This is a genomic window from Thermaurantimonas aggregans, assembly GCF_003851885.1.
Classification (GTDB): domain Bacteria; phylum Bacteroidota; class Bacteroidia; order Flavobacteriales; family Schleiferiaceae; genus Thermaurantimonas; species Thermaurantimonas aggregans.
This window is the reverse complement of sequence record NZ_BHZE01000020.1, coordinates 40219-53695: the sequence shown is the minus strand read 5'-3', so window position 1 is coordinate 53695 and position 13477 is coordinate 40219. Positions and strand designations below refer to the sequence as shown.

Below are 13477 nucleotides of genomic sequence, written 5' to 3'. Positions count from 1 at the left end.
TGCCGGGTTGCTGTTTAAAGACTACTCGCCTCACTTAAAATGTCTATGATGGCTCTAATTTACTTCAATTAAGGGTTTTATCAAAATAAAAAAGAAGGCGTCCTTTACTTTTTGGACACCTTCTTTTGTTTATATGGTGGCTATGCACTTTAATTCAATAGCAATTGGCGTAGGTAGTGCGTTGACCTCTACAGTAGTTCGGCATGGTTGATTTTCTTTAAAATACTCTGCATAAATTCTGTTAAACGTGTGGAAATCGCGCTTCATGTTAACCAAAAACACTGTAACGTCAATCAAATTTTCCCAGCGGCTTCCACTGGCTTCGAGTATTGACCGCACATTCTGGAAAACACTGTGCACCTGAGCCTCGAAGTCAAATTCTTTAAAATTTCCATTGTGGTCGAGTACTAAACCAGGAATACCTGAGTCATTTGCATTAGAGCCTGCTATTCGCGGACCAACACCTGATAAAAAAAGTAAGTTTCCTACCCGCCGAGCATGTGGATATAAGCCTACAGGTTTTGGGGCATTTTCTGAACAAATCTTATCTGTACTCATGGACAATCGATTTGAATTGGTTTTGAAAAAGTTTGTAACGAAGTGCCTTTTAGTCGATCGTTTATTGCTGAAAGTTCTTCTAAATGATAAACCTCATATCCCTTTGATAAAAAGCGATCCAACTCCTCTTGCGAAAGATAGTATACGAGATGGGGCGATAAATCCTGTTCACTGATCCATTCCATCGTCTTTAGCTGAGCATACCACCACCCACATACTACAACGGCCTTTGAATTATGAAAATTCCTAAGTGTATTAAATGCGCATTCCGCAAATTTTACTTTGTTTTTTCTTTTTTCTAATTCACTAAAATACAGACCTTTAAAAGGGGCTAACTCAATTGATTGTCCCTCTAAATTGCCTCTTAAGGCAATTGATGAAGGATTGCCGCCTCTGTATGGATGGATAAACTGAAAACCTAAAATGAAAATACTAACCACAAGTATTATAAGTAAAATACGGCCTTTGTATATATCCATCTGGGCGAGAAAAAGATATAAATAGGCAAACATCGGAACAGCAAAAGCCGTTTTTTCAGGTAGGCGAACGTAGGAGATGAAAAATAAAAGAGAAGTAACAAGAAAGAACAGGTTTACAGGTTGGTCGATATTTTGAACGAACTCGTTGCGACTTCGAAAAAAGACAATTGATAAAATCGCCATAAAACCAAGAGTGCCCAATAAACCAAGTGCACCGGGAAGAAGCTTGTAAAACGCTTTTAAAAATCCGGAACTAGGAGGTTTGTGATAATCAAAAAAGTCAATACCGTACGAGTAGATGATCAGTGCATAAAACAGAGTGGCTACAAATGAAGCTGTGAATAAAAAAGAAAAATAATTTTTCGCGGCAGATTTATTTTTCAAAAAATACAAGATGGCTGGCAACACTAAGGCGAAGGAAGTAATTCGAAAAGCCGTAGCTACGCCAAGTGAAAAACCTGATTCCACAAATCTGCCCTGAAAAAGTAATCTGGTGGAACGCAACATCCACCAGATAGAAAAGGCGTAGTCAATAGCATAGGTACTACCGAGAAAAAAAGCTGGCATTAAGCCAAAAGCCAATGTCCAGAACAATTCGTCTTTAGCACCAACAAGCTTTAGCAACTTATAAAACTCATTAATGGCAAAGGCAGCAGCAAAAGCACTAAATAGATTAATGACAAAAGGTTTTTTTATCAACGGAAAGAGCAAAAACATAAGAGCTTCATATGCCGGATGACCTGGCAAACGCGATATGATATAATGGCCTTGCTCATACATCTCAATAATGTTGTACACGTGCCCCCAGGCATCTTCCTCAGGTCCAAATCCTATTAATAGGTAGGGAATTTTGAGAAGAATTAAACTTATTTGAAAGATAAATAGTAAGATGGAATTCCTTAATTCACTCATCTATAACTAAAAATCTACTTCCTGATTGGAATCGGAAATAGCGTATTTATTTCGATACCAAAATACAGCTGCATAGAAAAATGGCGTATCTAATGCAGCAATGATTACCTTAAATAACCATCCGTCGATTATGTATTGTGTAATAGTTGAAAAATCTTCTCTGCCGATGAAAATGATGGAAACAACCATAATGGTATCTACCAACTGTGAAAAAATGGTTGAAAAGTTATTTCTCACCCAGAGCATTCGACCTTGAGTGAGTCTCTTCCAAAAATGAAAGAGTTTTACATCTACCAGCTGTGCTACTATGTAGGCAGCCATCGATGCACCTATGAGTCTCCAGGAATTTTTAAAAACCTGATTGTAAACCTCATCGGAGACTACAGAATTGGGTATGGCATCGAACCATGCTCCCAAAGCTAGGATAAGTAATGTAAAAATGGCCGCAGCAAAACCTACCACCACTACTTCCTGCGTTTTCTTCTTTCCATATATTTCTGAAAGAATATCTGTGATCAAAAAAGTAATGGGATATGGCAATACACCAGCAGAAATTACAAACTGTTTAAAGCCCAAATCAATCGTAATAAACTTATTGGCAATAAGATTACAAGTGATAAGAGCGCTAATAAAAAGGGCGGAGAGCAACATAAAATCTCTCCGCGCCATGTTTGATATTTCGGATGCTGAGTTCAACTTACTACTGAATAAGGAGGTCGTACTCCATACGCATTAAAAGTCCCTGTTGTTTGTAGAGATTTTTTATTTTTTCATAATAAGGATAAAACATTCCAAGTTGTTTTTTGATCTTCGACTGAGGATCGAGGCCTAATTGCTTCAAAATTGCTGTAATTGGATCTTCTGGCTCGGGGTAAGTTACAATTTTATATGTTTCAAGTCCAGCTTTTTTCGCAGCGATGTCGATAGCATCCTGCAATCCACCCAATACATCAACAAGCCCGAGCTTCAGACCCCACTCGCCGGTCCAGACTCTCCCCTGCCCTATGCTATCAACGTAAAGAGAATCGAGGCTACGACCGGTAGCTACCTTCTTCAAGAATCCTCCGTAAAACTTATCGATATATCGCTGTAAGTATTGCCGCTCGCTCTCGCGCAAAGGACGGTCAATAGCTCCAAAATCAGCATATTCGTGTGTTTTTACCACATCGAAGCGTATTCCGAGTTTGTTATTTAACAGATCTTGAGCGCTGAAGAACAAACCGAATACTCCAATAGATCCAGTAATAGTAGTGGGTTGGGCTACAATGGTATCAGCCATACAAGAAATGTAGTATCCACCCGAAGCAGCCAAATCACCAAATGAGACAATGAAGGGTTTCTTCTCTTTAGCTCGAATGACTTCTCTTAAAATAATGTCGCTGGCCAAAACAGCCCCCCCAGGACTATTCACGCGCATGACGATGGCTTTTACTTTTTCATCTTCATGCGCCTTGCGAATGGCCTCAGCTATGCGATCGCTTCCTATTTCTGTATCGCTGCCCTCTCCACTGCCTATCTCGCCTTGAGCAAAAACGATAGCTATGCGGTCTCTGCTCGATTTTGTTTTGTCTTTCGAAGATTTTTTTAAAGATGCTACTTGGGAAGCTGATGCCAATTGTACATCTTCGAATTTTTCCTTATTTGTTAAGGAAACTAATACATCCCTTACTTCATCTAAATAAGCTGTGCGCGTGATCAAGCCAAGCTCAGCAGCTCTTTGTGGCATGGTGGCTTCACGAGTGTTGGCTATTTCGTCGAGCTTCTCTGGAGAAATGTTTCGAGAGGTAGCTATATCAGCACGAAGTACTGACCAGATAGAATTTTGAAATGTAGAGATTTGTTCTCGGTTTGCCTCGCTAATTTGATATTCAAGAAAGGGCTCAACGGCCGATTTAAACTTGTTGTTACTGCCGCGAACTACCTCTGCTTTAATACCCACATTCTCTAAAAACTTTCGGTAAAAGGGCACAGCAGTGGAAAGACCTCCGAATTCAACAATTCCTTCTTCGGGTACATATATACTGTCGGCCACACTACTTAAGTAGTAACCGCGCTGCGACAAGTTTTCGTCAAAGGCAATGATAAACTTACCGGATTTCTTAAATTTTACCAGTGCATCTCTTATTTCTTTTAATGTGCCCATACCTGCCACCACACTTCCGGCATTGATATAGATACCGGCAATCTTTTCGTTTTCTTCGGCTTCCTTTATTGCTTTTACAATTTCATAAAGACCTACCGTTTTTTGTGACTGGCCTCTGATAGGATCAAAGTTTTCAAAAGGATTTTTTGATTCCCGCTCATTGATGGGGTAATTTAAATCAAGAAAAAGTACAGCATTTTCTTTCAGTTCAAACTCTTTCTGACCGGCCATTCCAATGCCAATGAGGGTAAAAACGATTAGGAAAATCAATATTGCGCCACCAAGAATGCTGGCAATTAGCATTTTAAAAAATGTTTTCATAGACAGATTGTGTGTTTAGTTTGCAATGATACAATCACTTGTGACTGAACTGTACACCTATTAGAATGAACGAAGGTAAAAAATACATACTACTGCTTGGTGGAAATGTAGGCGATGTGAAAGAAACTTTCAGGGAGGCAAAAGCGCTTTTGATACAACACGGTATTGAAATTCTTAAAGAATCATCGCTCTACGCCACAGAACCTTGGCAAATGATGGGAGCTGAATTTTTGAACCAAGCCATCGAAATTAAAACAAGACATAATGCAGGCATGTTGATGTCTATCTTACTTTCTGTTGAATCTCAGTGCGGACGACTTCGCTCACTGAAGGGACAATACACTTCTCGAACATTGGATTTAGATATTGTGCACGCTTTTGAAGAGGTTGAACATTCGGAATTAGTACAAATACCTCATCCTCGTATGCATTTGCGGAAATTTACGCTTATACCTGTAAGTGAGCTTACACCTGATTGGCTGCATCCTTTATTAAAAAAATCTTGCTTACAACTGTTGGAAGAATGTAGCGATACCTCTATGGTAATCAAAGTTGCATGAAAGAACCCTATTACATCGCAATTGAAGGAAATATTGGTGCTGGAAAAACTACGTTAGCCACGCTCTTAGCCAGGGCCCTTGATGCTCGAGTGATTTTAGAACAATTTGCTGACAATCCGTTTTTAAACGAATTTTACTCTAATCCCGAGCGTTGGGCTTTTACGGTTGAAATGGCTTTTATGGCAGAGCGCTATCAGCAGTTGCACGATTTGCTGATCGAAATTGATTTATTTCAGCCTGTTTTTGTTTCAGATTATCATCCTTTCAAATCAAAACTTTTTGCTTCGGTTAATCTATCGGAAAAAGAGTATTTTTTGTATGAACACTTTTTTGATATGTTGTTTAAAAAAATTCGCAAGCCGGACTTGTTGATTTTCTTAAGCGCTGAAACAAATACACTTTTAAAAAACATTCAACAAAGAGGTCGATGGTTCGAAAAAAAAATCGAACCTGAATATCTCGAGAAGCTATCTGAAGCGTACAAAAATTTTTTAAAAACTCATTCTACAGCTACATTGATTCTGAAAAGAGAGTCTTTTGATTTTTTAAAGAATCCCGAACATTTAAACCTTTTAGTAAACATTGTTGAACAAAAAAAAATTCAGGGCCTGATGACAGCAACAGACCCTGATGAATTAAGAGCTTTTCTCGGATAAGTTGATTAGTCAACAATTACCCAAGCCCCTGATTGCAGTAGGGGGATTGCCTGCTTGTATTTGAGTTTCTTCTTCTCGCCTGTTGTAAGGTTTTGGATCACGACGTGGTCGTTTCGGCCGTATTTTTTGTCACTCACAATAGGCCTTGGGGCGCTCCTCACAGATTCATCAGATGAAGATGAACCGGGTCCTGAAGTGACAAGCGCTTCTTGGCGGGTGCGAACTTGGCGAGCTGGTGCGGGAGCACTTACAGGTTGCTGATTTTCCATGGGTATGTAGGCATGCATCAAGAAGGAAACCAAGTCTCTGTTGAGATTTTCCTTCATGCGCTTGAAGAGCTCAAACGATTCAAATTTGTAAATCAACAGGGGATCTTTTTGCTCATACACAGCGCCTTGCACTGCCTGACGTAGGTCGTCCATATCGCGCAAGTGATCTTTCCATGCTTCATCGATAAGGGTTAGTGTAACAGATTTTTCAAAATCTCGAATCACTGACCTACACTTGGTTTCGTATGCCTTTTTTAAATCAGCAGCGATCTGAATGCCTTTATGACCGTCAGTAAATGGAATCAGAATGTTCTGAAACTGCGCACCGTGGGTTTCATACACGTTTTTGATGGCAGGCCATGCTCGCTCGGCTATGGCTTCTGACTTTTTGTGGTAGTGGTCCATAACCGAAGTATAAAGCATGGCGATGAGTGTTTCGGCGTCTTTTTTCTCGAAGTCATCTTTTGAGAAGGGTGCATCAGTGCCAAAATATCTAGCCAATTCGACGCGAAAAGCTTCGTAGTCTTTTGCGTCTTTGTACGACTCAACAGTGCTGGCACAAGTTTGATAGATGGCATCGGCAAGGTCGATGGCCAACTTTTCACCGTAGAGCGCGTTCCGACGCCAGCGATAGATCACTTCGCGCTGCTTGTTCATTACATCGTCGTACTCCAGCAGTCGCTTACGAATACCAAAGTTGTTTTCTTCAACCTTCTTCTGAGCGCGCTCAATGGATTTAGTCACCATCGGATGCTGAATGATGTCGCCCTCTTTATGGCCGAGCTTATCCATGATTGATGCCAGACGCTCGGATCCAAAGAGGCGCATCAAGTTGTCTTCGAGCGAAAGGAAGAATTGGGAAGAACCCGGATCGCCCTGGCGTCCTGCACGACCTCTAAGCTGGCGATCGACACGGCGAGAGTCATGCCGTTCGGTACCCAATATAGCTAAGCCTCCGGCTGCACGGCTTTCGGGAGTTAGTTTTATATCGGTACCCCTACCAGCCATATTGGTAGCTATGGTAACGGTGCCGGGACGTCCTGCTTCGGCTACGATTTCCGCTTCTTTTTGGTGTAGTTTGGCATTGAGCACATTGTGTTTAATTTTTCGAATCGAGAGCATTCGGCTGAGCAGCTCCGAGGTTTCTACATTGGTAGTACCTACCAGTACGGGTCTGTTTTGATTTACAAGGTTTACAATTTCTTCAATAACAGCATTAAACTTTTCGCGTTTAGTCTTGTACACCAAGTCGTCTTTATCGATGCGCTGTACGGGTTTATTGGTTGGAATAACCACCACATCGAGTTTGTAAATTTCCCAAAACTCGGCTGCCTCGGTTTCAGCTGTGCCGGTCATACCTGCCAGCTTGTGGTACATGCGGAAGTAGTTTTGGAGGGTAATGGTAGCGTAGGTTTGGGTGGAAGCTTCAATTTTTACGCCTTCTTTGGCTTCGAGGGCTTGGTGTAAGCCATCGGAATATCGCCTGCCCTCCATAATACGACCAGTCTGCTCATCTACGATTTTCACCTTGTTGTCCATCACCACGTACTCAACGTCTTTTTCAAACATGGTGTAGGCACGAACGAGCTGGTTCATGATGTGAATGCGCTCACTGCGAATGGCAAAATCGCGCATCAACTGATCTTTACGGGCAATTTTTTCCTCAGGGGTGAGATTAGCCTTTTCAATTTCAGCTACGGCTGCGCCTATATCGGGCAGTACGAAGAAGTCGGGAGAGGTATCTTTCGAAAGGAATTCAATTCCTTTTTCAGTAAGGTCGATTTGGTTGTTTTTTTCTTCAATGGTAAAGAGCAACTCGGCATCTACTTTGGGCATTTCCTTGCCCTGCTCTTGAAGGTAAAAGTTTTCTGTTTTTTGTAAGATGGTCTTAATGCCTTCTTCACTGAGATATTTGATTAATGGCTTGAATTTTGGCAAGCCCCTGTGAGCTCTTAACAGGTGAAATCCACCATTTTTGGTGTCACCGGCTGCGATGAGTTTCTTTGCTTCGTTGAGCTCAGCAGTTACAATTTTTCGTTGTTCCTCAACTAACTTTGCTACATAGGGTTTTAGCTCTTCGAAGTCTTTGAGGTTGTTTTTTCCAGTAGGTCCAGAAATGATAAGTGGAGTACGCGCATCGTCGATGAGCACAGAGTCAACCTCGTCAACTATGGCGTAGTGATGCTTGCGCTGTACAATTTCATCTACACTGCGTGCCATATTGTCACGCAAGTAGTCGAAGCCAAATTCTGAATTAGTTCCGAAGGTGATATCGCTCTGATAGGCTGCTTTCCGCTCGGGTGAGTTTGGCTGGGTTTTGTCGATACAGCCTACTGATAGGCCATGAAACTCGTAGATGGGGCCCATCCAATCGGCATCGCGCTTTGCCAGGTAATCGTTTACAGTCACTACATGTACGCCTTTACCGGCCAAAGCATTCAGATAGACAGGGAGCGTTGCCACGAGCGTTTTACCTTCTCCTGTTGCCATTTCAGCAATTTTTCCTTTGTGTAATACAACGCCACCTATGAGCTGAACATCGTAATGCACCATATCCCATCGCACCGGATGACCTGCTACCAGCCATGTGCTCAACCATCGAGCATTGGGCTCCATAATTTGTACATTCGACTTGCGGGCAGCCAAAGCACGATCAAAATCAGTAGCAGTTACTTCTATGTATTCATTTTCATCAAAGCGACGAGCAGTTTCGCGCACTACGGCAAATGCTTCGGGCAGCAGTTCGAGAAGGACTTTCTCGATGACTTCAAGCTCTTGTTTTTCGAGCTTTTCGATTTCTGAAAACAACTTCTCCTTTTCATCTACATCATCTGTAGCATCAGCAGCACCTCTTTTTTCAGCTATTTGAGAAGTAATGCTCTGTGTAGCTGCAGCTATTTTAGATTTGAATTCAAGTGTCTTAGCCCTGAGCTCGTCATTTGATATGGACTTTAAACCAAGATATATCTCGTTGATTTTCTTAACATAAGGTTCTATTTCCTTCAGGTCTCTTTCGTTTTTGCTTCCAAACAGTTTGACCAGGAGTTTCTGTATCATTTTTAATAAAATAACTTCGGTTCTGCAACAAATATCGAGCCTCTGACTCTTATCGTAAAGTTAAGCAAATGATTTACGCCAAATTGGCAAATTAAATGCTCTCCTTACTTGCGAAGTGGAAAATAGTCAGTAGGATGTTCCGGCCTATCAGGCTCTATTTCTGTAAGTGGTTGTATCTCTACACAAGAGGCATGCATTTGGGCGGGTAATTTCATATAGAGCTCTGTTCCTTTCGTCTTCCAGGCAATCATGTCGTCTGTAATCTTTTTGATGACTTGAGCTGGATTGCCTACTGCCAAACTTCTTTCGGGTATTTTCATTCCTTGAGGCACAAACGACATTGCGCCGATGATGCTCTCATCTCCGATGTACACCTCATCCATTACAACAGCATTCATGCCCACCAACACATTTCTGCCAATGTGAGCCCCGTGAATCATCGCTCCATGGCCTATGTGTGCCATCTCTTCGAGTATGACCGTGACACCCGGAAACATATGTATTACGCAGTTTTCTTGCACGTTGCAACCATCTTTTAAAACAATTCGACCCCAATCACCTCGAATTCGGGCACCGGGACCTACATATACATCCTTTCCGATGATTACATCCCCAATGACCGTAGCTTGTGGATGTATATACGCAGAGGGATGAATTACAGGAATAAATTCTCCAAATTTGTAAATCGCCATACTTTATGTTTTTAAATTAGTAAAAGAACAATTAACGAAAGTATTACTCCAGTGAAAAAGATTTCTCGAACATAATATTTTGCCCTAAATCGAATAAAATTTCCAAATAAGTATGACAGTAAAATCAATGAAAAGCTCGGGACATAGTTTTTTAATAAAATAGCAAAAACTACATCAAATAGAATTAGATTCAATGAGAAGTACAAAAAGTTTTTTCGGAAGAGATTAGTCTTTCGCAAAGCCTGGGGAACTTCGTATAATCCAATCAAAAAAAATGCAAGTAATACAATTGTACTTTGACTGATTTGAAAGTAAAAAAGATCTTTTTCAAAATAGGTGAACAAGTTGGATAAAAAATCTACTTTCCACAATATTTTGATGAAATAAAAATTGCTGTAAAGAAAAAAAAAGGACAAGAGAATGGAGAGCAAAAATGTTACAATATTTAATACTTGTAAAACTGAAAAAAACAACAATAGAAATATCATAGGTAGAATTAAAAAAATGCTCGATGGAAATATAAAAATCAAAATTGCCAAAACCAATGAAAAATGAAAAATATCCATGCGTATATTTTCTATATTTTGCGATTTAACAATAAAAAACATAACGAGTATAAAGAATAGTTCAAATAAAAGAAAATGGATGGTATAACTTTTAAAAAAAACATATGTATTTAACGCAAAAAGGATAGGAAGATAATAAAAATTACTTCTGTTTAATTCTGTCCTCTCAAATACAAAATTAACAATAAAAATTAAGAGTGAATTTATTAAGAAGAAAACGATCAGATCAGCCACTGATGGCGAAAGATTGTTTCTCAAATATTTGTGAACAACAAACACTGTAAATGAAAAAAGCAGCTCAAAAACAATCAATACAATTGCTTTGTTGGCTGTCTTTTTTTCAAAATATTTACTGATACCTACCAATGGGTACTTATTTTTGCGGCAAAATAAAGGGTATGGTATCAAAGATAGCTTACGCATTGGCCGATTTTTTTGAATGGACGTTTCAAATCCTTCCCGTTTTAGGAAACATCCCAAACTATTTGCTTCTTTTTATTGGTTTTGCAGCATTCATATATTGGCTTACCGAAATGCGTAAGCACGAAAAGGCTGGAGAGCGATAATTTTGAAGTTTTTTTTTTTTTTTTTTTGATATTAGCGATCAGCTGTGCATCTTTCACCAGAGCTAGTGATGTACAGCTTTCTTTTTAACTGTCTCAAAATCGTTGAGACATTTCTTTTTGCTTTATTTTCATTACTCATTCAGCTCGAATAGGTACTTTTACGGCTCATTTTAATCTTACATGCTTGTAATCGGTGTAATGTCAGGTACTTCCTTGGATGGAATTGATCTGGCACTCTGTGAATTTGACGGATTTAACCCGGTTAGATACAAGCTTTTGGCGGCCACTACTTTGGAATACGACAGAGAGTGGAAAGAAGAACTTAGCCAACTACATACCAAAGGTGGCTTATATCTCTGTAGTATGAATGTGCACTACGGCCGATACATCGCCTTCCAGATCCTTCGCTTTATAGAGAGCGAAACTTTTAAAAAAGCAGTTTATGGATATCCAAGTGAGACCATAAACAATATTTTAATAAGCTCGCATGGTCACACCATTTTTCATGAGCCTGATACGGGGCTTACCCTTCAGTTAGGACATGGAGCTACTATCATGGCACTGACTGGCTTTCATGTGGTTTGCGACTTCAGAAGTCAAGATGTGGCTCTGGGTGGGCAAGGGGCTCCTTTAGTACCTATTGGCGATGAATTGCTCTTTGGCGAGTTCGATGCGTGTTTGAATCTGGGAGGATTTGCAAACATTAGTTTGAAAATTAATGGAAAACGAAGAGCTTGGGACATTTGCCCTGTAAACTTTGTTCTGAATAGATGGGCAGAGCGGCTTGGCGATTGCATGGACCGCGATGGAAAGTACTCATCAAAGGGTAAATTTATTTCTGACCTATTTCGACAGTGGGAGAATATCGATTATTACAAAAAACCTCCTCCTAAATCACTTGGTCGCGAATGGATAGAATCCGTATTTCTCGATCAAATATATGAGCCCGCATTTGACCCTCGCGACTTAATGCATACAGCTCTAGAACACATTGTGCAGCGCATTTCAAGCGACATGCCTAAGTCGGGTAAAGTGCTCGTAACAGGCGGTGGTGCATATCATCCTACACTCATTGAAAAACTGAAGCAAAACACAAATGCTGAAATTATTGTTCCCGATCAAGCGACAGTCGAATTTAAAGAGGCTATCATTTTTGCATTGATGGGATATTTGCGCTGGCATGATCGGGTAAATGTGCTGAGCTCTGTGACCGGAGCCATGAGCGACCACAGCTCAGGAGTTATATACAAAAAGTGGTAAACGCTGTTTTACACACTTTTGCTGAACATATTTTCCTTTAACCCTTTGTAAAACAAATACGTATCAAAAACTGCAGCTATATTTCTCAGCAATAGTTGACCAAGCTCTGTTACTTGTAGAGATTCGCCTTCCCAAGTGAGAATTCCATCTTCAATAAAATTCTGTAGTTGGTTTGCGATAAATTCCAAATGTTCCTTGGATAACGCATCAGTGGGGATTTTTACCATACCAGTACACATCACTTGCATAATGTAATCTGCGATGAGTTTATCCATTTCAGAGGAAAGATGCCCTCGCTCGATCGGTAATTTTCCTGCTTTTACTTCACCAAGATACTTCTCAACTTCCTTGTAGTTTTGGGCAAAGTTTCCATTAAAATCGCTGATTGAGGAGGCTCCTAGACCAATTAACAACGGTGTAGAGTCTGTCGTATAGCCCATAAAGTTTCTGTGCAGACTTTTGCTGTGCCAAGCTTTCGTCATCGAATCATTTGGCAGAGCAAAGTGATCCATGGCAATTTGCTCGTATCCAAGTTTTTTAAGCCTTTCGCGTGCCGAAAGAAACATTTGGATCTTTTCCCGGGCTGAGGGTAGATCAGCTTCCGTATATCTTCGCTGAGCCTTGCTCTTCCACGGAACGTGTGCATAAGCATAGTATGCAATGCGATCAGGCATAAGCTCAGCTATTTTTTCTGTAGTATGTTTGATACTTTCTACCGTCTGCAGGGGCAATCCGTAAACGAGATCCACATTCACGCCTGCAAAACCCTTAAAACGAGCATACTCGATAATATCACGGGTTTTTTCAAATGTTTGATTTCGATTGATGATATATTGTACCCGGGGGTCAAAATCCTGAATACCCACGGAAATCCTTCGAAAACCTATATCGGCCAATACATCGATATGCTCATAGGTACACGTGTTTGGATGAACCTCAATGCTAAACTCATAAATGGGTGATAATTTGTGCCTTCCCACAATTCCATCAATCAGTCTTTTCAATTCAGAGGGTGAAAAAAAAGTGGGCGTACCACCGCCGAGGTGAATATGCGTGATCACGGGTGGTTGAGGCATTTGCAGTTGATAGAGGCGCCATTCTTCGAGTATAGCATCGATGTATGGCTGTTCGACGGTGTGATTTTTCGTAATTCTACGGTTGCACCCACAGAAGGTACATAGACTTTCGCAATAGGGCAGGTGTATGTAGATGCTTACATCAGGTTTAGTAAGCATGCTTTGTCGTAGCACACCTAATGCCTTCTCGGCATCGAAATGCTCTGCATCCCAAAAAGGCACAGTGGGATAGGAAGTGTAACGAGGTAAGGGCCTTTCGTATTTGATTATGGTTTCTATGGATAAACTCACGTAAAAAGAAATATTTGAAAAGCAAAATTCCGAAAAGTCAAAGGCTGTTTATTATGATATGGGTCAAATTC

Annotated in this window: 11 protein-coding genes; 4 read left to right on the top strand and 7 right to left on the bottom strand. The window is 40.5% G+C overall.

All coding sequences use genetic code 11. From position 1 onward, the window contains the following. Window positions 1-129 precede the first annotated feature (129 nt). The 4 genes from EIP89_RS09220 to sppA are packed head-to-tail and all read right to left on the bottom strand — an operon-like array spanning window position 130 to window position 4413. Window positions 130-558 carry a RidA family protein gene (locus tag EIP89_RS09220; RefSeq protein ID WP_174706050.1) on the bottom strand — a complete coding sequence of 143 codons (429 nt, stop codon included), beginning with the start codon at window positions 556-558 and terminating at the stop codon, window positions 130-132. Next, window positions 555-1949, bottom strand: coding sequence for a hypothetical protein (locus EIP89_RS09215; RefSeq protein WP_124398391.1), 1395 nt, complete (start codon window positions 1947-1949; stop codon window positions 555-557). Before EIP89_RS09215 ends, EIP89_RS09220 begins: the two co-directional genes overlap by 4 nt. 6 nt (window positions 1950-1955) lie before the next feature. Further along, window positions 1956-2618: a queuosine precursor transporter gene (locus tag EIP89_RS09210; protein WP_124398390.1), complete on the bottom strand. Its 663-nt coding sequence runs from the start codon at window positions 2616-2618 to the stop codon at window positions 1956-1958. Window positions 2619-2649: 31 nt separating this feature from the next. Next, window positions 2650-4413: a signal peptide peptidase SppA gene (sppA, locus tag EIP89_RS09205; protein WP_124398389.1), complete on the bottom strand. Its 1764-nt coding sequence runs from the start codon at window positions 4411-4413 to the stop codon at window positions 2650-2652. Window positions 4414-4478: 65 nt separating this feature from the next. Between sppA and folK the strand changes: the two genes are divergently transcribed. Next, on the top strand, window positions 4479-4973 hold the full coding sequence (folK, locus tag EIP89_RS09200) for a 2-amino-4-hydroxy-6-hydroxymethyldihydropteridine diphosphokinase (RefSeq protein ID WP_124398388.1): 495 nt from the start codon (window positions 4479-4481) through the stop codon (window positions 4971-4973). Then, entirely contained in the window at window positions 4970-5629 is a 660-nt protein-coding gene (locus EIP89_RS09195) for a deoxynucleoside kinase (RefSeq protein WP_124398387.1), read from the top strand. Before folK ends, EIP89_RS09195 begins: the two co-directional genes overlap by 4 nt. 5 nt (window positions 5630-5634) lie before the next feature. On the opposite strand, the gene secA is transcribed toward EIP89_RS09195, so the two are convergent. Beyond that, complete coding sequence (gene secA, locus EIP89_RS09190) at window positions 5635-8955, bottom strand: preprotein translocase subunit SecA (protein ID WP_124398386.1); 3321 nt, start codon at window positions 8953-8955, stop codon at window positions 5635-5637. 104 nt (window positions 8956-9059) lie between these two features. Then, window positions 9060-9647, bottom strand: a complete 588-nt coding sequence (locus EIP89_RS09185) for an acyltransferase (RefSeq protein WP_124398385.1) — start codon at window positions 9645-9647, stop codon at window positions 9060-9062. Between the two features lie 964 nt (window positions 9648-10611). Between EIP89_RS09185 and EIP89_RS11500 the strand changes: the two genes are divergently transcribed. Both EIP89_RS11500 and EIP89_RS09180 read left to right on the top strand, forming a co-directional pair. Then, entirely contained in the window at window positions 10612-10779 is a 168-nt protein-coding gene (locus EIP89_RS11500) for a DUF6341 family protein (protein ID WP_160160575.1), read from the top strand. 180 nt (window positions 10780-10959) lie between these two features. Continuing rightward, window positions 10960-12039, top strand: a complete 1080-nt coding sequence (locus EIP89_RS09180) for an anhydro-N-acetylmuramic acid kinase (RefSeq protein ID WP_124398384.1) — start codon at window positions 10960-10962, stop codon at window positions 12037-12039. Between the two features lie 8 nt (window positions 12040-12047). Here the strand turns inward: EIP89_RS09180 and hemN are convergent, their stop codons facing one another. Further along, a complete protein-coding gene (hemN, locus tag EIP89_RS09175) occupies window positions 12048-13406 on the bottom strand; it encodes an oxygen-independent coproporphyrinogen III oxidase (RefSeq protein ID WP_160160574.1) in 1359 nt (452 codons plus the stop codon). Window positions 13407-13477 lie beyond the last annotated feature (71 nt).

Bases quoted from the DNA above. Each gene is read 5' to 3' on its own strand.
- EIP89_RS09220 (WP_174706050.1), bottom strand. From the start codon at position 558: ATGAGTACAGATAAGATTTGTTCAGAAAATGCCCCAAAACCTGTAGGC.
- EIP89_RS09215 (WP_124398391.1), bottom strand. From the start codon at position 1,949: ATGAGTGAATTAAGGAATTCCATCTTACTATTTATCTTTCAAATAAGT.
- EIP89_RS09210 (WP_124398390.1), bottom strand. From the start codon at position 2,618: ATGGCGCGGAGAGATTTTATGTTGCTCTCCGCCCTTTTTATTAGCGCT.
- sppA (WP_124398389.1), bottom strand. From the start codon at position 4,413: ATGAAAACATTTTTTAAAATGCTAATTGCCAGCATTCTTGGTGGCGCA.
- folK (WP_124398388.1), top strand. From the start codon at position 4,479: ATGAACGAAGGTAAAAAATACATACTACTGCTTGGTGGAAATGTAGGC.
- EIP89_RS09195 (WP_124398387.1), top strand. From the start codon at position 4,970: ATGAAAGAACCCTATTACATCGCAATTGAAGGAAATATTGGTGCTGGA.
- secA (WP_124398386.1), bottom strand. From the start codon at position 8,955: ATGATACAGAAACTCCTGGTCAAACTGTTTGGAAGCAAAAACGAAAGA.
- EIP89_RS09185 (WP_124398385.1), bottom strand. From the start codon at position 9,647: ATGGCGATTTACAAATTTGGAGAATTTATTCCTGTAATTCATCCCTCT.
- EIP89_RS11500 (WP_160160575.1), top strand. From the start codon at position 10,612: ATGGTATCAAAGATAGCTTACGCATTGGCCGATTTTTTTGAATGGACG.
- EIP89_RS09180 (WP_124398384.1), top strand. From the start codon at position 10,960: ATGCTTGTAATCGGTGTAATGTCAGGTACTTCCTTGGATGGAATTGAT.